At 74.7% G+C, this 22,911-nt stretch carries 4 protein-coding genes; 3 read left to right on the plus strand and 1 reads right to left on the minus strand.

Going from position 1 to position 22,911, the window contains the following annotated elements; translation table 11 throughout:
- The first annotated feature begins 46 nt into the window (after positions 1-46).
- The 3 genes from ACIPPM_RS05410 to ACIPPM_RS05420 all read left to right on the plus strand — a co-directional run bounded on the left by ACIPPM_RS05410 (position 47) and on the right by ACIPPM_RS05420 (position 22,488).
- Positions 47-262, plus strand: a complete 216-nt coding sequence (locus tag ACIPPM_RS05410; RefSeq protein ID WP_401443251.1) for an MbtH family protein — start codon at positions 47-49, stop codon at positions 260-262.
- Positions 263-661: 399 nt separating this feature from the next.
- Positions 662-14,989, plus strand: coding sequence for an amino acid adenylation domain-containing protein (locus ACIPPM_RS05415; protein ID WP_401443254.1), 14,328 nt, complete (start codon positions 662-664; stop codon positions 14,987-14,989).
- Entirely contained in the window at positions 14,986-22,488 is a 7,503-nt protein-coding gene (locus tag ACIPPM_RS05420) for an amino acid adenylation domain-containing protein (RefSeq protein ID WP_401443257.1), read from the plus strand. The genes ACIPPM_RS05415 and ACIPPM_RS05420 overlap by 4 nt, the downstream gene beginning before the upstream one ends.
- On the opposite strand, the gene ACIPPM_RS05425 is transcribed toward ACIPPM_RS05420, so the two are convergent.
- A complete protein-coding gene (locus ACIPPM_RS05425) occupies positions 22,485-22,898 on the minus strand; it encodes an SRPBCC family protein (RefSeq protein WP_389005467.1) in 414 nt (137 codons plus the stop codon). The genes ACIPPM_RS05420 and ACIPPM_RS05425 overlap by 4 nt on opposite strands.
- Positions 22,899-22,911 lie beyond the last annotated feature (13 nt).

Raw genomic sequence — 22,911 nt, forward strand, 5'->3', positions numbered from 1 at the left:
CCGCTCGGAGAAACAAGCTGATGTACGTGCTGCCAAGGGGGGCGTCGTGGTCAATCCTTTCGACGATGAGTCGGGCAAGTTCCTGGTGCTCGTGAACGAAGAGGGTCAGTACTCGCTCTGGCCGGCGACGCTCGCCGTGCCGGGCGGCTGGCGGGCCGAGGGCCCGGAGGGGTCGCGCCAGGAGTGCCTGGACGCGATCGAGGCCAACTGGACCGACATGCGGCCCGCCAGCCTGGTGCGGTCCATGGCGGCCGACGGCTAGGTCGACTCTCGACCCCGGCCCGTCCGGGGTGTCATGCCTGGTCGCACGGCATTTCGCCGCCAAGTGATCCCCTGGGCGCCGCTCTCGCCCTGGGGGCCACCGGGTCGGCGTGCCGGACGACCGTCACCGCCGGCGAGACGCTCGCGCCGGTTCCCGTTCCCGCTCGCCGAGGTCCTGGCGGCCCACCCCGGCCGCGGGGTCGACGCGCGTGGATACGACGGGCACTCGTGCGCCGGTAAGCGGAAGTGCGGATGGGCGCGGCCGTTTCGACATCTCACAGACGCACATTCTTCCTTTCACCGTCACGGAAACGCCATGGGGCGAATCGCTGCACGCGCATGCGTTCTGCCCGGGCTTTCCTTACCGTCCCCGGAACCTCTCCCCAAAGGTTGATCCCGCATGCGTGAAAACCGCTCGGACGCGTTCGCTGTGACGCCCGAAGAACCGTTCGAACTCACCATCGCCCAGCAGGGTGTGTGGTATGGGCAACTGGTCGATCCGGACAGCCCCAAATACAACATCGGGGAATGCCTGGAGATCCGCGGCGGCCTCGACGAGGGATTATTCGCCGCCGCGGTGGACCGTGCGGTCCACCTCCACGACAGCTTTCACCTGGAGTTCGTCACTGACGGTGAAACGATTCGCCAGCGGGTGGTCCGCCCCGGACCGGACGCCCCGAGCCGACTGCACCGGGTCGATCTGAGCGGCGAGGAAGACCCGACCGCCGCGGCCGAACGGTACATGGCCGACGACATGGCCACCGTCGACCGACTGGACGCCCCGCAGCACCATTTCGCGCTGCTGCGACTCAGCCCCACGCTGCACCACTGGTACATCCGCTACCACCACATCGCCGTCGACGGCCTCAGCGGCGCCCTCTTCGCCCGCACCGTCGCCGACCTCTACACCCGCGCGGTACAGGGCGGGGACCCGGCCGAGATCACCGCCGCACCCCTGCGTGACCTGGTGGAGGAGGAGGCCGCCCACCGCGCCTCCGGCCGCACCGAGGCCGACCGCGCCTACTGGACCGGCCGGTTCACCACCCCGGCCGGGGACGGCCCACAGGCCGACGCGGACACCCGCGCCGCCGCCCCGCTCATCCGCCGCCGCACCGACACCCCGGCCCTCGCGGCCGCCTCCGACGCGCCGGTGCAGCTGCACACCGGCGAGACCCTCCCCGTCACCGTGCTGGACGAGCTGAGCCGCCTCGGGGGCGACAGCCGCACCACCTGGACCGCCGTCCTCGTCAGCGCCGTCGCCGCCTACGTCGCCCGCGTCACCGCTACGCGCGACGTCCGGGTCGGACTCGCCTCCCACGGCCGGCATGCCGGACTGCGCCACATCGTCGGCATGACCTCCAACATCCTGCCGCTGCGCCTGTCCGTCACCCCGGACATGACCGTCGGCGCCCTGGTGCGCGCCGTCGCCGCCGAGATGCGCGGCGCGCTGCGCCACCGCCGCTTCTCCCGTGAACAGCTCGCCCGTGAGCTGAACATGGCCGACGACGGGGCCCGCCTCACCGACGTCGTCGTCAACATCATGGGCTTCGAGTACGGCCTCGACTTCGGCGGCAGCCCCGCCACCTCACGGCTGCTGTCCATCGGCCCGGTGGACGACGTGTCCCTCTTCGTCTCCGAACGCTCCGAGGGTCAGGGGCCGTTGATCGGCTTCGACACCAACCCGGAGCTGTACCACCCGGACGACGTCCGGCTGCACCAGCACGCCGTCGTCTCGTTCCTGACGGCCCTGGCCGGTGCGGACGCCGAAACCCCGCTCTCCGAGCTGCCGTTGCTCGACGACACCGCCACCGCCGCCATGCTCGCGCAGGGGCGCGGCACCGAACTGCCCGCCGTGGACACCGCGCTCCCGCGGGCGTTCGCCGCGCAGGTCCGCCGTACGCCCGACGCCCCGGCCGTGGTGAGCGGGGCGCACACCCTCAGTTACCGCGAGCTGGCCGGGACCGCGGCGGAGCTGTCCGGCGCGCTGAGCGGCTGGGGCGTCGGCGCCGAGGACGGCGTCGGCGTACTGGTCAACCGCTCGGCGGCCGTGGTGACGGCCACGCTCGGCGCGGTGGGCGCGGGTGCCGCGTACGTACCGCTGGACGCCGCGTGGCCCGCCGAACGGCTGGACCGGGTCGCCGGGACCGCCCGCGTCCGCGCCCTGGTGGTGGACGCCGCCAACGCCGACGCGGACTGGGTCGCGCGGGCGGCCGGGACGCTCCCCGTCCTCGTCGTGGACGAGCGCGGCGGCCTGCTGCGCGGGGCCCCGGAGCGGCCCGGCACCCCGGCCGAGGTGGCGCGGGCCGACCGGCTTGCCTACGTGATGTTCACCTCCGGCTCCACCGGCCTGCCCAAGGGCGTCGGTGTCACCCACGCCGACGTGCTCGCGCTGGCCGCCGACTCGGCCTGGCGGGACGGGGTCTCGGACGCGGTGCTGATGCACTCCGCGTACGTCTTCGACGCCTCCACCTTCGAGATCTGGGTGCCGCTGCTGAACGGCGGCCGGGTGGTCGTCGCGCCGCCCGGCGGCCTGGAGCCGCACGTCCTGCGGGAGATGACCGAACGGTACGGCGTCACCTCGCTGTTCCTGACGACCTCCCTGTTCAACATCGTGGCCGAGACCGACCCCGCCGCCTTCGCCGGGCTCCGGCTGATCGCCACCGGCGGTGAGGCCGCCGCCCCCGGCCTGACCCAGCGCGTCGCGGACGCGGCGCCCGACACCCGCGTGCTGAACGCGTACGGGCCCACCGAGACCACCACCTTCGCCACCCGCCACCCGGTCGCCGCGCACACCCCCGGCGTGCCCCCCATCGGCCGACCCCTGGACGGCATGAACGCGTACGTCCTCGACGACCGGCTGCGCCCGGTGCCGCCCGGCGTGGTGGGCGAGCTGTACGTGAGCGGCCGGGGCGTGGCCCGCGGCTACCAGGGGCGTCCCGCGCTCACCGCCAACCGGTTCGTCGCCGACCCGTACGGGACGAGCGGCGCCCGGATGTACCGCACCGGCGACCTCGCCCGCTGGACCGCCGACGGCGACATCGAGTACGCCGGGCGCGTCGACGGGCAGGTCAAGCTGCGCGGGTTCCGTATCGAGCCCGCCGAGATCGAGAACACCCTGCTCGCCGACCCCGCCGTACGCTCCGCCCGCGTCCTGGTCCGCGAGGACGTGCCCGGCGACCCGCGCCTGGTCGGCTACGTCGTGCCGGAGCCCGGTACCGCCCCGGACGCCGCCGCGCTCGCCCGTGCCGTGGGCCGGACGCTGCCCGCCTACATGGTGCCGTCCGCGTTCGTGCTGCTCGACGCGCTGCCGCTGAACGCCAACGGCAAGCTCGACCACCGGGCGCTGCCCGCACCCCGCGCCACCACGGCCGCCGGGCGCGCCCCGCGCACCGCCCACGAGGAGGTGCTGGCGGGCCTGTTCGCCGACGTGCTCGGCGTGACCTCGGTCGGCGTGGACGACGACTTCTTCGCCCTCGGCGGCCACTCCCTGCTCGCCACCCGGCTCACCGGGCGGGTACGCACCGCGCTCGGCGCCGAACTCGACCTGCGGACCCTCTTCGCGCACCCCACGGTCGCGTCGCTCGCCGCCGTGCTCGACACCTCCGGCGAGGCCCGTCCCGCGCTCGTCCCGCAGGACCGGCCCGACACGGTGCCGCTGTCCTTCGCCCAGCGGCGGCTGTGGTTCCTCAACCAGGCCGAGGACTCCGGCGACACCTACAACGTGCCCCTCGTCCTCGACCTCGAAGGCCCGCTGGACACCGACGCCCTGCGCGGCGCCCTCGCCGACGTCGTCGTCCGGCACGAGAGCCTGCGCACCGTGTTCGCCGAGGAGGACGGGGTGGCCCGCCAGGTCGTCCTGGACGCCGCGCACGCCGCCGACCTGGTCCCGCTCGCCGTGGCGGAGCCCCCGGCCGGGGCGGACGCCGAGGTGTGGGCCGAGGAGGCGGTGGCCGGGCTGGCCGGTGCCCCCTTCGACCTGGCCGGGGGCGTCGCCTTCCGCGCCGGGCTGCTGCGGCTCGCCGCCGACCGGCACATCCTCGTCCTGGTCCCGCACCACGTCGTCGCCGACGGCTGGTCCCTCGCCCCGCTCAGCCGGGACGTCGGCGCCGCCTACCGGGCCCGGCTGGCGGGGGAGGACACCCCCGACTGGCCCGCGCTGCGGGTGCAGTACGCCGACTACGCCCTGTGGCAGCGGGAGTTGCTCGGGGAGGACGACGACCCGGACAGCCTCGCCGGGCGGCAGCTCGCCTACTGGCGCGAGGCGCTGCACGGCGCCCCTGACCTGCTCGAACTGCCGCTGGACCGGCCCCGCCCGGCCGTCCCGAGCCACCGCGGCGGGGCGGTGCCCTTCGACCTGCCCGCCGACGCGCACACCGCGCTGGTGCAGCTGGCCCGCGCGGCAGGCTGCACCCCGTTCATGGTGCTCCAGGCCGCCCTCGCCGTGACCCTGCGCGCCCACGGCGCGGGGGAGGACATCCCGCTCGGCACCGCCGTCGCCGGACGCGCGGACGAGGTGCTGGACGACCTGGTCGGCTTCTTCGTCAACACCCTCGTGCTGCGCACCGATCTGTCCGGCGACCCGACCTTCCGGGAACTGCTGGGCCGGGTCAAGGAGTTCGACCTCGCCGCGTTCAGCCACGGGGACATCCCGTTCGAGCGGCTCGTGGAGGCCGTGAACCCCGAGCGCTCCGGCGACCACCACCCGCTCTTCCAGACCATGCTGGTCCTCCAGAACCAGGAGCGGGCCGGGATCGACCTGCCCGGCATCACCAGCCGCGACCGCTCCGGGCACACCGGGATCAGCAAGTTCGACCTGACCTTCTCGCTCACCGAGCACGCGCCCTCCGCCGACCGGTCCGAGCCCGCCCGCGGCATCGGCGGCTACCTCGAATACGCCACCGACCTCTTCGACGAGGCCACCGCCCGCGCCCTGTGCGACCGGTTCGCCCGCGTCCTCACCGAGGCCGTCGAGCACCCCGACCGCCGCGTCGGCGACCTCGACCCGCTCGGCCCCGGCGAACGCGACCGGCTGCTCGCCCAGGGCCACGGCACCGCCCGCCCGCTCCCCACCACGAGCGCCCCGGAAGCGGTCCGCGAGTGGGCCGTCCGCACCCCCGACGCGATCGCCGTACGGGACGCGGACACCCACCTCACCTACGCCGAACTCGACGCCCGAGCCGACGCGTTGGCCCAGGTGCTGCGCGAACGCGGCGCCGGACGCGAGACGCTCGTCGCGCTCGCCCTGCCCCCGTCCGTCACCTCGGTCGTCGCCATGCTGGCCGTCCTGCGCGCCGGTGCCGCCTACCTGCCCGTGGACCCGCGCTACCCGGCCACCCGCATCCGGCACATGTTCGCCGACGCCCGCCCGGTCCTCCTGCTCACCACGAGCGACGTCCACGAGACGCTGCCGCACACCGACGTGCCGTGGCTCGACCCCGATCTGCCGGGCGACGGCGGAAACGAGCCGGAGCACAGGCTCCACCCCGCCGACCCGGCCTACGTCATCTACACCTCCGGCTCCACCGGCCGCCCCAAGGGCGTGACCGTGCCGCACGGCGCGCTCGCCAACCACATGGCCTGGATGGCCCGACACCTGTCCCTCACCCGGGGCGACCGCGTCCTGGCCCGCACCTCCACCAGCTTCGACGCCTCCGTGTGGGAGCTGTGGCTGCCGCTGATGAACGGCGCCGAGGTGTGCGTCCTGCCCGACGGCGCCAACCAGGACCCGCGCGCCCTGGTCGGCTGGATGGACCGGTTCGCCGTCACCGTCGCCCAGTTCGTGCCCTCCCACCTCGCGCTCGTCCTCGCCGAGGCCGCCGACGCGGCACCGCTGCCCGCGCTGCGCGCCGTGCTGTGCGGCGGCGAACCGCTGCCCCGCGCCCTCGCCGACGACATCACCCGCACCTGGCACGCCGAGGCGCACAACCTGTACGGCCCGACCGAGGCCACCATCGACGCCACCGCCCACCGCGTCCCCGGGACCGGCGAGGGCCCGGTGCCCGAGACCGTGCCGATCGGCCGTCCCGTCGACACCATGCGCGCCTACGTCCTCGACACCCGGCTGCGCCCCGTCCCGGCCGGGGTCACCGGGGAGCTGTACCTCACCGGACCCAACCTCGCGCGCGGCTACCTGGGCCGTCCCGGCCTGACCGCCGAACGCTTCGTCGCCGACCCGTTCGACCCCGACGGTGCCCGCATGTACCGCACTGGCGACCTCGTACGGTGGAACCGGCACGGGCTCATCGAGTACGTGGCCCGCGCCGACGACCAGGTCAAACTGCGCGGCTTCCGCATCGAGCTGGGCGAGGTCGAGGCCGCGCTCCTCGCCCGCCCCGGCGTCGGTGCCGCCTGCGCCGTCATCCGCGAGGACACCCCCGGCACCCGCCGGTTGGTGGCCTACGCCGTCACCGCCGAAGGGGCGCCGCGCGCCCTCACCCTGCGCGACGACCTCGCCGAGGCGCTGCCGCACTACATGGTGCCCGGCGCCGTCGTCGTCCTCGACGAACTGCCGCTGCTGCCCAACGGCAAGGTGAACCGGCGCGCCCTGCCCGCACCCGAGCCCGAGCCGGAGGCCGAGACCTCGGTGGCGCCCGGCCGGGGCACCCCGCAGGAGGAGCTGCTCGCCGGGATCTTCGCCGACGTCCTGCACCGCCCGGCCGTCGGCCCGCACGACAGCTTCTTCGATCTCGGCGGCCACTCCCTTCTCGCCATGCGCGTCGTCAGCCGCGTCCGCGCCGTCCTCGGCGCCGAGGTCGCGGTGCGCACCCTCTTCGAGCACCCGACCGTCGCCGGGCTGGCCCGCGCCCTCGACACCCCCGGCCGGACCCGCCCCGCCGTCCTGCCCGCCGCGCACCGCCCCGAGCCGCTGCCGCTGTCCTACGCCCAGCAGCGGCTGTGGTTCCTCAACCGGCTGGAAGGGCCCAGCTCCACCTACAACATCCCGCTCGTCCTCGAACTCGACGGCGCCCTGGACCCGGACGCCCTGCGGGCCGCGCTCGGCGATGTCATCGAGCGGCACGAGGCGCTGCGCACGCTGTTCCCCGAGCGGGACGGCGTACCGCACCAGACGGTGCTGCCCGCCGAGGCGGCCACGCCCGCGCTGCCCGTGGTGAGCACGGCACCGGCCGACATGGACGCCACCGTGCTGGCCGCCGTGCGGGAGACGTTCGACGTCACCACCGACCTGCCGCTGCGCGCCCTGCTGCTGCGCTCCGCGCCCGAACACCATGTGCTGGTCCTCGTCGTCCACCACATCGCCGGTGACGGCTGGTCCCTCGCCCCGCTCGCCCGCCACCTCGGCACCGCCTACCGGGCCCGGCTCGAAGGCGCCGAGCCGGGGCTGACCGTCGGCACCCCGCTCCAGTACGCCGACTACACCCTCTGGCAGCGCGCCCTCCTCGGCGAGGGCTCCTCCGAGGGGGACGCCGAGGACGACGGCGTGCTGCGCGGCCAGCTCGACCACTGGCACACCGCGCTCGCCGGGATGCCCGGCCTCATCGACCTCCCGCTGGACCGGCCGCGCCCGGCCGCCGTCGACCCCCGGGGCGGGACGCACACCTTCGAGGTGCCCGCCGAACTGCACACCCGTCTCAAGCAGCTGGCACGGGAGTCGGGCAGCAGCCTGTTCATGGTGCTCCAGGCCGCCGTGGCCACCCTGCTGCACCGGCACGGCGCGGGCGACGACATCCCGCTCGGCTCGCCGGTCGCGGGCCGTACGGACGAGGCGCTGGAGGACCTGGTCGGGTTCTTCGTCAACACCCTCGTTCTGCGCACCGACCTCTCCGGCCGCCCCACCTTCCGCGAACTGCTCGTACGTGTAAGGGAGTTCGACCTCGCCGCCTACGCGCACCAGGACGTGCCCTTCGAGCGGCTGGTGGAGCACCTCAACCCGGTCCGGGCCCGCGACCACCACCCGCTGTTCCAGACCATGGTGGTGCTCCAGAACCAGGACAGCGTCCGCCCCGAACTGCCCGGCCTCACCGTCGAGGACCGGCTCGTGCACAACGGGCTGAGCAAGTTCGACCTCACCTTCGCCTTCACCGAGGACCGCGACGGCGGGCTCGGCGCCGGGGTCGAGTACGCCACCGCGCTGTTCGACCGGAGCACCGTCGAGCACCTCACGGCCCGGCTGCTGCGCCTGCTGGAGCGGGTCGTGGCCGAACCCGGACGCCCGGTCGCCGAACACGACCTGATGACCCCGGACGAGCACACCCGCGTCGCCCGCTGGGGTGCCGGCCGTGCCCTGCCCGCGACCGACGAGCCCGCCGTGCTGCCCGCGCTGTTCGCGGCCCAGGCGGCCCGCACCCCGGACGCGACGGCCGTCACCGCCGCCGACGCCACCCTGACCTACGCCGAACTCGACACCCTCTCCGCCGAACTCGCCGCCACCCTCGCGGGCCTCGGCGTCGGCCCGGAGACCGGCGTCGGCGTACTGCTCGGCCGGTCCCCGGCCGTCGTGACCGCCTCGCTCGGCACGGTCCGCGCCGCCGGGGCCTACGTCCCGCTGGACGCGCGCTGGCCCGAGGAGCGCCTCGACCAGGTCGCCGGGGCGGCCGGGGTACGGGTCCTGCTGGTCGACGAGGACGCCCACGGCTCACCCTGGGTGGGCGCGGCCGCCGCACGGATACCGGTGGTCGTGCTGGACCGGCTCGGCCGCGTCCTGCGCGGCGGCCCCGAGCGGCCCGGCCGCCCGGTGCCCGTACCGGACCCCGCCGCGCTGGCCTACGTGATGTTCACCTCCGGCTCGACCGGTCTGCCCAAGGGTGTCGGGGTCACCCACGCCGACGTGGTCGCGCTCGCCGCCGACTCGGCCTGGCGGGAGGGCGCCGCCGACGCCGTGCTGATGCACTCGGCGTACGTCTTCGACGCCTCCACCTTCGAGATCTGGGCCCCGTTGCTGCACGGCGGCCGGATCGTCGTCGCACCCGAGGGCGTCCTGGACGCCCGCGCGCTCGACGACGCGGTGCACACGCACGGGGCGACGGCCGTCTTCATGACGACCGCCCTGTTCAACGTGATCGCCGAGACCGACCCCGGCGCCTTCACCGGGCTGCGGCTGGTGTGCGCCGGTGGTGAACTGGCCTCCCCGGACGCCATGCAGCGGATCGCGGCGCTCGCGCCCGACACCCGCGTCCTGCACGTGTACGGCCCCACCGAGACCACCACCTTCGCCACCCGCTACCCGGTGGCCGCCGACCTGCCCGCCGGACCGCCGCCCATCGGCCGCCCGCTGGACGGCATGCGGCTGCACGTCCTGGACGACTCGCTGCGGCCCGTACCGCCGGGCGTGGTGGGGGAGTTGTACCTCGCCGGACACGGGGTGGCGCGCGGCTACACGGGCCGCCCCGGCCTGACCGCCACCCGCTTCGTCGCCGACCCGTTCGACGCGTCCGGCGGCCGGATGTACCGCACCGGCGACCTGGTCCGCTGGACCCCGGACGGGCAGATCGCCTACGTCGGCCGATCCGACGGCCAGGTGAAGCTGCGCGGCTACCGGATCGAGCTGGGCGAGATCGAGAACACCCTCGCCTCCTGCCAGGGGGTCGCGGACGCCTTCGCCGTGGTCCGCGAGGACACCCCGGGCGACCGGCGCCTCGTGGCCTACGTGGTCCCCGCGAGCGGCGCGAGCCCCGACCCCGCCGACCTCGCCCGGGCCGTGGGCCGATCGCTGCCCGCCTACATGGTGCCCAGCGCCTTCGTCCTGCTCGACGCGCTCCCGCTCACCCCCAACGGCAAGGTGGACCGGCGCGCGCTGCCCGTCCCCGAGCACGCGCCGGTGAGCGGACGCCCCGCCCGTGGCGCCCGCGAGGAGATCCTCTGCGGACTCTTCGCCGACGTCCTCGGTCTCGAAGGGGTCGGCCCCGACGACGACTTCTTCGCCCTCGGCGGCCACTCCCTGCTCGCCACCCGGCTCACCGCCCGTGTCCGGGCCGCGCTCGGCGTGGAGGTCCCCGTCAAGACCCTGTTCGAGCACCCGGCACCGGCCGCGCTCGCCGCCGTGCTCGACGGCGCCGAGGAGGCACGGCTCCCGCTGGAGCGGGCCGCGCACCGGGCGGACCCGCTGCCGCTGTCCTTCGCCCAGCGCAGGCTGTGGTTCCTCAACCGGTTCGAGGGCCCCAGCGACACCTACAACGTGCCGCTCGTGCTGCGGCTGGACGGCCCGCTGGACGCCGAGGCCCTGGAGAGCGCCCTGGCCGACGTGGTCGCACGCCACGAGAGCCTGCGTACCGTCTTCCCCGACACCGACGGCGTGCCGCGGCAGCTGATCCTCGACGCCGGGGCGGCCGACCTCGACCTCACGCCCCGCGACACCGACCCCGGCCGCCTGGACGAGGTGCTCGCCGCCGAGGTCGCCCACACCTTCGACGTGAGCGCCGAAGCACCGGTGCGGGCCCGGCTGGTGCGGCTCGGCGCCGAAGCCCATGTCCTCGTGCTGGTCCTGCACCACATCGCGGGCGACGGCTCCTCGCTCGCGCCGCTCGCCCGCGACCTCGGCGAGGCCTACCGGGCGCGCCTCGCGCACGAGGAACCCGGCTGGACGGATCTCGCCGTCCAGTACGCCGACTACACGCTGTGGCAGCACGCCCTGCTCGGTGACGAGGAGGACCCGGAAAGCCGGGCCGCCGGGCAACTCGCCTTCTGGCGTGAGGCGTTGGCAGGAGCGCCCGAGCTGCTGGAGCTGCCCGCCGACCGGCCGCGCCCCGCCGTCACCGAGCACCGCGGGGACGCGTTCCCCTTCCCCGTGGACGCCGCCACCCACCAGGCCCTCGCGGCGCTGGCCCGCGCCCGCGGGTGCAGCCTCTTCATGGTGCTCCAGGCCGCCCTGTCGGTGCTGCTGTCCCGGCACGGCGCCGGGCAGGACATCACGCTCGGTACCGCCGTCGCCGGACGCACCGACGAGGCCCTGGACGACCTGGTCGGCTTCTTCGTCAACACCCTGGTGCTGCGCACCGACCTCACCGGCGACCCCACCTTCGACGAAGTACTGGACCGCGTGCGGGAGTTCGACCTCGCCGCCTACGACCACCAGGACGTGCCCTTCGAGCGGCTGGTGGACGCCCTCAGCCCGGACCGGGCGCAGAACCACCACCCGCTGTTCCAGACCATGCTGGTGCTCCAGAACCAGGCCGGCGCCGACATCGAACTGCCCGGCCTCACCGTCTCGGAGCAGCCGGTGCGCACCGGGATCAGCAAGTTCGACCTCACCTTCACCTTCACCGAGACCGAGGACACCGCCGGGCGGCCCACGGGACTCGACGGGGTGCTGGAGTTCTCCACCGAACTGTTCACCCACGCGACCGCGTACACCCTCGCCGACCGGCTGACCCGCCTCCTCGCCTCCCTCGCCGCCGACCCCGGCCAGCTCGTCCACGAGACCGAGGTGCTGAGCGCGGACGAACGGCAGCGGCTGGCCGAGGCGGCCCTCGGGCCGGTCCGGCCGGTGTCCGCCCGCACGGCACCCGAGGCGTTCCGCGCCCAGTGTGCCCGGACCCCCGGCGCCGTCGCGGTCCGCGGTGCCGACCACGGTCTGACCTTCACCGAACTCGACCAGCTCTCCAACGACCTCGCGCACCATCTGCGCGGCCGGGGCATCGGCCGGGGCGACCTCGTCGCCCTCGCCCTGGAGGGCACCCCGGACCAGGTGGTGGCGATGCTCGCCGTCACCAAGGCCGGGGCCGCCTATCTGCCGATCGACCTGGACCACCCCGAGGCGCGCATCGCGTACACCCTGTCCGACGCCCGCCCCGTCCTCCTGCTCACCCACGCCCACCGCGTCGAACAGCGCCGACTGCCCCTGCCCTTCCTCGCGCTGGACGACCGGGCCACCTGGTCCACCGGCCACATCGCCCCGCCCGCCACCGCGCCCGACCCGCGCGACGCCGCGTACGTCATCTACACCTCGGGCTCCACCGGGCGTCCCAAGGGTGTCGTCGTCACCCACGCCTCGCTCACCAACCACATGGCGTGGATGGCCGACCACCTGGCCCTCACCGACGACGACCGGGTCCTCGCCCGGACCTCGCCCAGCTTCGACGCCTCGGTGTGGGAGACCTGGCTGCCGCTGCTGCACGGCGGCTCCACCTGCCCGGTACCGGCCGCCCTCAACCACGACCCCGCCGGACTGCTCGGCCGGGCGCGTGAACTGGGCGTGACCATCGCCCAGTTCGTGCCCTCCCACCTCTCGCTGGTCCTCACCGAGACAGCGGGCGAGGAAGCGCCCACGACCCTGCGGGCCGTGCTGTGCGGCGGCGAATCCCTGCCGCGCACCCTGGCCCGGCGTATCCGGGACACCTGGCGGGCCGAGCCGCACAACCTGTACGGGCCCACCGAGACCACCATCGACGCCACCGCCCACCACCACACCGACGACGACACCGACACCGCCGAGGGGAGCGTGCCGCTCGGGCGCCCCATCGACAACGCCCGCGCCCATGTCCTCGACGCCCGCCTCCAGCCCGTGCCGCCCGGCGTCACCGGGGAGCTGTACATCGCGGGCGACGGCCTGGCGCGCGGCTACCTGGGCCGGGCCGGGCTCACCGCGACCCGCTTCGTCGCCGACCCGTACGGGCCCGCCGGGAGCCGGATGTACCGCACCGGCGACCTCGTCCGGCGCGACCCGAACGGCCTGCTCAGCTATGTCTCGCGCGCCGACGACCAGGTCAAGCTGAACGGCTTCCGCATCGAGCTGGGCGAGATCGAGACCGCGCTCACCGCCCTGCCCGGCATCACCGCCGCCTGCGTCCTCGTCCGCGAGGACCAGCCGGGCGAACGCCGCCTGGTGGCCTACGTCGTGCCCGGCGGGGGAGCGGCCGCGGACGTGGCCGACGACGCGCTGCGCCGGGGGCTGGCCGACGCGCTCCCGCCGTACATGACGCCCGCCGTCTTCGTACACCTGGACGCGCTGCCGCTGATGACCAACGGCAAGACCGACCGGCGCGCCCTGCCCGCCCCGGCCCGCGCCACCGGCACCCGGCCGGGCGGGGAGCCGCGCACCGAGCGCGAACGCGTGCTGTGCGAGGTGTTCGCCTCCGTGCTGCGGGCGGACGCCGTACGCACCGACGACGACTTCTTCGCGCTCGGCGGCGACAGCATCCTGTCCATCCAGCTCGTCAGCCGGGTCCGGCAGGCCGGGCTGGCCGTCACCCCGCGCGACGTCTTCGTGCACCGCACACCGGAGGCCATCGCGGCCGTCGCCACCGTGCTGACCGCGGACTCCGCCGAACCCGCCGAGGCGGGCACCGGCGAGATGCCGCCGACACCCATCGCGGCCTGGTTCCTGGAGCGGCCCGGTGCCACGGACGGCTACAACCAGTCCGCGGTCCTGCGCACCCCGGCCGACGCCGACGAGGAAACCCTCGTCGAAACCCTGCAACTCCTCATCGACCACCACGACATGCTCCGCATGCGGGTCGCCCGCTCCACCGAGGAGGAGCCGGTCCTGTACGCACAGCCGCCCGGCTCGGTCCTGGCCCGCAAGCGCCTCACCCGGCTCGACATCACCGGGCTCGACGCCGCCGCCGCGACCGCCGCGCTCACCGAGGCGGGCGAACAGGCCCGCGCCCGGCTGCGACCCGCCGACGGCCACGTCATCGAGGCCGTATGGGGCGACGCGGGACCGCGCACCCCCGGCCGACTGCTGATCGTCGTCCACCACCTGGCCGTCGACGCGGTTTCCTGGCGGGTGCTCGGCGCCGACCTGGCCACCGCCTGGCGAACGGCCACCGGCACGCCCTCGGCACTCCCGTCCGTCGCCACGCCGTACCGGAGCTGGGCCCGCCTCCTCGCCACCCAGGCCCGCAGCCCCGAGCGGGAACGTGAACTCCCGCTGTGGGAAAGCGTGTTGGACACTCCCGACCCGCGCATCGGACACCGGCCGCTCGACGCGGAGCGCGACACCGCCGAGCACACCCGCACCCTCACGACCCACCTGGACGCCCGCTGGACCGACCCGCTGCTCACCACCGCGCCCGCCGCCTTCCACGCCGGGGTCGACGACGTCCTGCTCACCGCGCTCGCCCTGGCGATCCGCGCCTGGCGCGAGGACCGGGGCACCGGCCGCACGGACGACACCTCCGTCCTGATCGACCTGGAGGGCCACGGCCGGGAACAGCTCGCCGACCACATCGACCTCTCCCGCACCGTCGGCTGGTTCACCAGCCTCTACCCCGTCCGGCTCGACCCCGGCCCCGGCCGGGTCGTCGAACCCGCACGCTTCGACGCGACCCTGATCGACCGCGCCGTGAAGCAGATCAAGGAACAGCTGCGGGCGATACCCGACCACGGCGTCGGCTACGGCATGCTGCGGCATCTCAACCCCGCCACCCGCGACCGGCTCACCGCCCCGGACCCGCAGATCGGCTTCAACTACCTGGGCCGGTACGCCGGTTCGGCCGAGAGCGCGGGCGACTGGGAGGTCCTGCTCGACGGCGGCCAGCCGCGCAGCCAGGACCCGGACATGCCGGTCCACCACGTCATCGACATCAACGCGCACACCGAGGACCGCCCCGACGGGCCCGTCCTCGTCACCCGCTGGGCCTGGCCCGGCGACCTCCTGAAGGAGGAGGACGTGGCCGACCTGGCCGACGCCTTCGCCCGCGCCCTGCGCGCCGTCGCCGAACACGCCGAACAGCCCGACGCGGGCGGCTACACGCCTTCCGACCTTCCCCTGGTCTCCCTCGACCAGGCCCAGATCGACCGACTTCAGAACAAGTGGGGTGGACGCAAGTGACCGGGTTCCAACTGGAGGACGTACTGCCCTTGACGCCGTTGCAGGCGGGCATGCTCTTCCACTCGCTCTACGACTCCCAGGCCGTGGACGTCTACACCACCCAGTTCGTGTTCGACCTCGAAGGCACCGTCCGGGTCTACGGGCTGCGCTCCGCCATCGGCACCCTGCTGCGCCGCCACGCCAACCTCCGGGTCGGCTTCCTCCACGAGGACCTGGACCAGCCCGTCCAGGCGGTCGCCGCCGAAGTGCCCGTACCGCTGGAGGAGCTGGACCTCACGGCCGGTGGCCCCGAGGCGCTGGACGCGTTCCTCGCCGAGGACCGCACCCGCCGGTTCGACCTCACCACCCCGCCCCTGATGCGGTTCACCCTCGTGCACACCGGGCCCGGCCGGCACCGTTTGGTGATGACCAGCCACCACCTCCTCTTCGACGGCTGGTCCGTCCCGCTGCTGGTGCGCGAGCTGTTCGAGCTGTACGCCCACCAGGGCGACGACCTCACGCTGCCCCGTGTCACCCCGTACCGCACCTACCTCGCCTGGCTGGCCGCGCAGGACCGGAACGCCACGCTGGCCACCTGGCGGGACGCGCTGGACGGGCTGGAGACGCCCACCCTGCTCGCCGGGCGGAACGCGCCCGAGGGACCGGACTCCGCCGAGCTGCCCGAGAGCCTCGTGCTGGAGCTGGACCGGGACACCACGCACCGGCTGCGCGAGACGGCCCGCGCCTCCCGGCTCACCCTGAACACCCTGGTCCAGGGCGCCTGGGGCCTGGTGCTGGCCCACCTCACCGGACGCTCCGACGTGGTGTTCGGCACCACCGTCTCCGGGCGGCCGCCGGAGATACCCGGCATCGAGACGATGGTCGGCCTGTTCATCAACACCGTCCCGGTGCGGCTGCGCCCCGAGCCCGGCGAGAGTCTGGCCGCGCTGCTCACCCGGCTCCAGGAGGAGCAGGCGCGGCTGCTGGGCCACCAGTACGTGGGCCTCACCGAGATCTGCGAGACCGCCGGACTCGACCGGCTCTTCGACACCCTCGCCGTCTTCGAGAACTACCCGCTCGACGCCGAGGCCCTGCGCACCGCCCAGCGGGGCATGGCCGGCCTCACCGTCGCCGGGATCGACGGCACCGACGCCGCCCACTACCCGCTCACCCTCACCATCGCCCCCGGCGAGGACAGCCTCCGCATCACCTTCGGCTACCGTTCCGCCCTGCTCGACCGCACCGAGATCGAGCAGACCGTGGCCCGCATGCACCGCCTGCTCACCCGAATGTCGGAGGGCCTCGACGTACCGGCCGACAGCGTGCCGCTGCTGCTGGAGGGGGAGCGGGAACGACTGCTGGCGCTCGGGCGCGGCGAGGAACTCCGGCTCAACGTACGGAGCTTGAGCGTCCCGGAGGCCGTGGACCGGCAGGCCGAGGCCCACCCCGGTACGGTCGCCGTCACCGGCGCGGGCGAGGAGCTGACCTACGGGCTGCTCCAGGAGCTGTCCACCGGCCTCGCCCAGGCCCTCACCGGCTCCGGGGTCGGTGCGGAGGACGGGGTCGGCATCCTGCTCGGCCGCTCCGCCGCCCAGGTCACCGCCGCTCTCGCGGTCCTCCGCGCGGGCGCCGCCTACGTCCCGCTCGACCCGCGCTGGCCCACCGAACGCCTCGACCGGGTCACCGAGTCCGCCCCGCTGCGCGCCCTGATCGTGGACGAGTCCACGCGGGACGACCCCTGGGTGCGGGGGCTCGACATCCCCGTGCTGACCGTGGACCCCGCCGGACGCGTCCTCAGCGGCGGCCCCTTCGCCCCCGGCGCGCTGCCCGCCGTGTCCGGTGGCGACCGGCTCGCGTACGTCATGTTCACCTCCGGCTCCACCGGCCTGCCCAAGGCCGTCGGCGTCACCCACGCCGACATCACCGCCCTCGCCGCCGACCGCACCTGGGCCGACGGGGTGGCCGACGCCGTACTCATGCACTCGGCGTACGTCTTCGACGCGGCCACCTTCGAGATCTGGGCGCCGCTGCTGAGCGGCGGCCGGGTCGTCGTGGCCCCCCAGGGCACCCTCCAGCCGGAGACGCTCCGCGACCTCGTCGCCCGGCACGGGGTGACCGCGGCCTTCCTGACCACCGCCCTGTTCAACGTCATCGCCGAGACCGACCCCGGCGCCCTCGGCCTGCTCCGGCTGGCCGCCGCCGGAGGCGAGGCCGCCACCCCGGGCGTGCTCCAGCACCTGGCCACCGCCCACCCGGACACGACCGTCCTCAACGCCTACGGCCCCACCGAGACCACCACCTTCGCCACCCTCCACCACGTCCCGGCCGACGCCCCGCCCGGCATGCCCCCGATCGGCCGCCCCCTGGACGGCATGCGGGCCCACGTCCTGGACGCGGCCCTGCGCCCGGTACCGCCCGGCGCCGAGGGCGAGCTGTACATCGCGGGTCCCGGAGTCGCGCGCGGCTATCTCGGGCGGCCCGACCTCACCGCCACCCGGTTCGTCGCCGACCCCTTCGAGGGCGACGGCACCCGCATGTACCGCACCGGTGACGTGGTCCGCCGGGACACCGAGGGGCTGATCCACTACGTCAGCCGCGCCGACCAGCAGATCAAGCTGCGCGGTCACCGCATCGAGCCCGCCGAGATCGAGGCCGTCCTCCGCACCGACCCGTCCGTGCGCGCCGCCTGCGTCCTGGTCCGCGAGGACCTCCCCGGCGACCGCACCCTCACCGCGTACGTCGTCCCCGCCCCCGGCCACACCGCCGACCCCGGCCGACTGGCCACGCACATCGGCCGCCACCTCCCCTCCTACATGGTGCCGTCCGCCATCCAGCCGCTCGACGCCCTCCCACTGACCGTCAACGGCAAGATCGACCGGGCCGCCCTGCCCGCGCCCACGGGTGCGGGACCGGGAGCCGCGGGACGGGCACCGCGCGGAGCGCACGAGGAGATCGTCGCCGGACTCTTCGCCGACGTGCTCGGTGTGGCCCAAGTGGGCGTCGACGACGACTTCTTCGCCCTGGGCGGCCACTCCCTGCTCGCCACCCGGCTGGTGGGCCGCGTCCGTACCGCGCTCGGCACCGAGACCGAGATCCGCACCCTCTTCGAGCACCCGACGGTCGCGTCCTTCGCCGCCGTCCTCGCCGACGGCGACCGCCCGGCCCGCCCCGCCCTGGTCCCGCAGCCGCGCCCCGAGGTGCTGCCGCTGTCCTACGCCCAGCGGCGCCTGTGGTTCCTGCACCGGCTCGACGGCCCCTCGGCCACCTACAACATCCCCTTCGCCGTACGCCTCGACGGCCCGCTGGACCAGGAGGCCCTGCGCGCCGCGCTCGACGACGTGGTGGCCCGGCACTCCGCGCTGCGCACCCTCTTCCCGGCCGACGGGGAGGGCCCGCACCAGCAGATCACCGAACCCGGCGCGGCGAACGTGCCGTTCACCGTCCGGGACGCCGACGAGCACCAGCTGGACGGGGCCGTGGCGGGGATCGCCGCCGAGTCCATCGACATCGAGACCGAACTCCCGATCCGGGCGACCCTGTTGCGGCTCGCCGACGACTCCCATGTGCTGGTTCTCGTCGTCCACCACATCGCCGCCGACGGCTCCTCCCTCGCGCCCCTCACCCGCGACCTCGGCACCGCCTACCGGGCCCGCGTCGGCGGTCGGGCCCCGGCGTGGACCGCGCCCCCGGTCGACCATGTCGACCACGCCCTCTGGCAGCGGACCCTCCTCGGTGACGAGAACGACCCGGACAGCGTGCTCTCCGGGCAACTGGAGCACTGGAAGGGGGCGTTGGGCGGGCTGCCCGAACTGATCGACCTGCCGTGGGACCGGCCGCGCCCCGCCGTGCCGCAGCACATCGGCGCCACGCACGACTTCACCCTGGACGCCGACACCGCCCGCCGGATCACGGACCTCGCCCGGACCAGCGGCTGCAGTGTCTTCATGGTGCTCCAGGCCGCCCTGTCCCTGCTGCTGTCCCGGCACGGCGCGGGCGAGGACATCCCGCTCGGCACCGCCGTCGCCGGACGCACCGATGAGGCCGCCACCGATCTGGTCGGCTTCTTCGTCAACACCCTCGTCCTGCGCACCGACCTGTCCGGCGACCCCACCTTCCGCGAACTGCTGCACCGGGTGAAGGAGTTCGACCTCTCCGCCTACACCCACCAGGACCTCCCCTTCGAGCGGCTGGTCGAACTCCTCAACCCCGCCCGCTCGCAGAGCCACCACCCGCTGTTCCAGACCATGCTGGTGCTCCAGAACCACAGCCCGGCCGCCCCGGTCGAGCTGCCCGGCCTCACGGTGAGCCCGGTGCCCATCGAGCTGGACGTCAGCAAGTTCGACCTGTCCTTCACCTTCACCGAGACCCACGACGACCGGGGCGCACCGGGCGCGATGCGGGCCGCCGTGGACTACGCGACGGAACTCTTCGACGCGGCCACCGTGCACGCCCTCGGCGCGCGCCTCACCGGGCTGCTCACCGCCGTCACCGCCGACCCCGACCTGCCGCTGCGCGCCTACGACGTGCTCACCGACGCCGACCGCGCCGCCGTCACCGCCTGGGGCACCGGCCCCGCGGCCGACCGGCCCGAGAGCGTCCCGGCACTCTTCCGGCGCCGGGTCCGGGACACCCCGGACGCGCCCGCGGTCCGCGACGCCACCACCACGCTCACCTACCGCGAACTGGACGCCCTCGCGGACTCGGTCGCCGCCGGCCTCGCGGCACGCGGGATCGGCCCCGAGGACCGGGTCGCCGTCGCGCTGCCCCGGACCCGCGAACTCCTGATCACCCTGCTCGGGGTCCTCAAGGCCGGAGCCGCGTACGTTCCGCTCGACCCCGAGTATCCGGCCCGCCGCCTCACCCACATGGTCGGGGACTCCCGGCCGCGGCTGCTGCTGACCACCCCCGAGGTGCGCGAGCGGCTGCCCGAGCTGCCGGTGCCGTACGTCCACGTGCGGGACCTCACGCAGGGCACGGCGCCCGCCCCCGGTGACCCCGACCCCGCGCACCCGGCGTACGTCATCTACACCTCCGGCTCCACCGGCCTGCCCAAGGGCGTCGTGGTCACCCACCGGGGGGTCGGCGCGCTGGCCCGGACGCACGCCGAGCGGCTGCGGGTCGGCCCCGGCGACCGGGTGCTGCACCTGGCGTCCGTCAGCTTCGACGCCGCGTTCTGGGAGATGTGCATGGGCCTGCTCTCCGGGGCCTGCCTGGAGATCGACGAGCGCGACGCCCTGCTGCCCGGCCCCGCCCTCGCGGGCACCGTCGAGGAACGCGGCGTCACCCACCTCACCCTGCCGCCCGCCGCGCTCGCCGTGATGCCGGCCGGCTCGCTGCCCGAGGGCACCACCATCGTCCTCGCCGGTGAGGCGTGCCCGCCGCACCTGGTGCACACCTGGGCACGCGACCGGCACCTCGTCAACGCGTACGGGCCCACCGAGACCACCGTCTGCGCCACCATGAGCGCCTTCCAGCACGCAGACGGCCCGCTCGCCCCCGACCGCACCGTGCCCATCGGCGTCCCCGTCGACGGCACCCGCGTGCACGTCCTGGACGACCGGCTGGCCCCCGTACCGCCCGGCGTGGTCGGCGAGCTGTACGTCTCCGGCGCGAGCCTCGCCCGCGGCTACCACGAGCGGGCCGCCCTGACCGCGACCCGGTTCGTGGCCGACCCCTTCGACCGCCCGGGCAGCCGGATGTACCGCACCGGCGACCTGGCCCGCTGGACCGCCGACGGTGAACTCCTCTACGTCTCCCGCGTGGACGACCAGGTCAAACTGCGCGGTTTCCGCATCGAGTTGGGCGAGATCGAGGCCGCCCTCACCGCGCTGCCCGGCATCGGCTCCGCCTGCGCGATGGTCCGCGAGGACCGCCCCGGCGACCGGCGCCTGGTGGCGTACACCGTCCCCGAGGAGGCCCAAGAGGTCCCGGACGCGGCCGAGTTGCGCGCCCGCCTCGCCGAGACCCTGCCCGACCACATGGTCCCGGCCGCCTACGTCACGCTCGACGCCCTGCCCCTCACCCCCAACGGCAAGACCGACCGGCAGGCCCTGCCCGCACCCGAGCAGACGGCACCCGGCGAGAGCATCGCCCCGCGCACCGACCTCGAACGTGAGCTGTGCACGGCGTTCGCCGAGACCCTCGGTGTCCCCCAAGTCGGCGTCCGGGACGACTTCTTCGCCCTCGGCGGCCACTCCCTGCTCGCCGTCACCCTCGCCCAGCGGATCGAGGAGCGCTGCGGCCGCCGTCTCTCCCTGCGGGACCTCTTCTCCGCGCCGACGGTGGAGGGCGTCGCCCGCCTGCTGGACCGCACACCGGGGGAGCAGGGGTACGGCGGTGGGCTCGACCTCGCTGCCGAGGTCCGCCTCGCACCGGACATCACGGCCACCGCCCGCAGGAGCGCCCGCCCCGGCACCCGCCCGCTGCTCACCGGCGCCTCCGGGTTCCTGGGCGCGTTCCTCCTGCGGGACCTCATCGAGAGCACCGACGGTCCGGTCGACTGCCTGGTCCGCGCCGAGGACCCCCGCCGGGCCGCCCAGCGACTGCGCGCCAACCTGGAGCACTACGGCCTCTGGCAGCCGCGCTACGAGACCCTGATCAACGCGGTGCCGGGCGACCTCGCCGCCCCCGGCCTCGGCCTCACCCCGGAGGACCGGGCCGCGCTGGTCCGCCGCCTTGGCCCGGTCCTGCACAACGGCGCACGCGTCAACTTCGCCGCCGGATACGGGGATCTGCGCGCCCCGAACGTCGCGGGCACCGAGGAGCTGCTGCGGCTGCTCGCCGACTCGGCGTCACCCGGCCTGCACTACATCTCGACGACCAGCGTGTTCGCCCCGGCGACCGGACCCGACCCGGTCGTCATCACCGAGTCCACCCCGACCGGGCCGTCGGCCGACCTGCCCGACGGGTACGCCCGCAGCAAGTGGGTCGCGGAGGGCCTGGTCGGACTCGCCGCCGAACGCGGTCTGCCGGTCACCGTGCACCGACCCGGCCGGATCAGCGGCGACACCGCCACCGGCGCCTGCCAGGACCGGGACCTGCTCTGGCAGCTCATCAAGGGCTGCCTGCAGGCCGGGGCGGTGCCCGACCTGCCGTACGGCTCCACCGACTGGGTGCCGGTGGACCACGTCAGCCGGGCGGTCGTGGCGCTCACCGAGTCGGTGCAGCCGGGCGGCGAGGTGTACCACTTCACCAACCCGGACGCCCCGAACCTGGGAAGCGTCTTCGAGGCCGCCGCCCGGCTCGGCCACGAGCTGAGCACCGTCCCGGTCGAGGAATGGCAGGCCCGCGTCGCCGCCGACCCCGGCAACGCGGCCCAGCTCTTCCTCGGCGACGAGCCGCAGACCGCGCACGAGGCGATGGACCGGCGGCGCTTCGACTCCCACCAGACGGCCAAGGCGGTGGGCGTCCTCGGCGTCCACCAGCCCGAGCTGACCGACGAGGTCCTCGCCCGCTACCTCACCTGGTTCCAGAGCACGGGCTTCCTGCCCGAGCCGGGGAAGGGAGGATCTACGCGCTAGCGGGCGGACTGCTCGGCGGCGCGCTTGATGCCGTGCAGGGCCTCCTCCAGGCCGCGGCTGACGTGCTCGCCCTCGACGTTGTCGGTGTGCAGCTCGACGGTCAGCCGCGAGCTGCCCGCCTCGTCACCCGCGGCCACGTGCAGCCGGCCGTGGTAGTCGTCGGGGCCGGGCGCGCCCCACTCCAGGCTCTTGCCCGCCTCCAGCACATGGACCCACGCCTCGCTGGTGACGTCCTGCTCGGGCTCGCCGGGCGGGTCGATGTGCGCGGTGACGGTGACCCGGTCGCCGCCCTCCGGCTCGACCGAGGTCAGCCGGGGGAGGTAGGACGGGAGGTTCTCCACGTCCGAGAGGTAGTCGAAGAGGCGGTCCGCGGGGACGGCCACGGTGATCGAGTTGTCGTAGTTACCCATGGTCCCGCTGTGC

The sequence above is a fragment of the Streptomyces sp. NPDC090119 genome (assembly GCF_044747085.1).
Classification (GTDB): domain Bacteria; phylum Actinomycetota; class Actinomycetes; order Streptomycetales; family Streptomycetaceae; genus Streptomyces.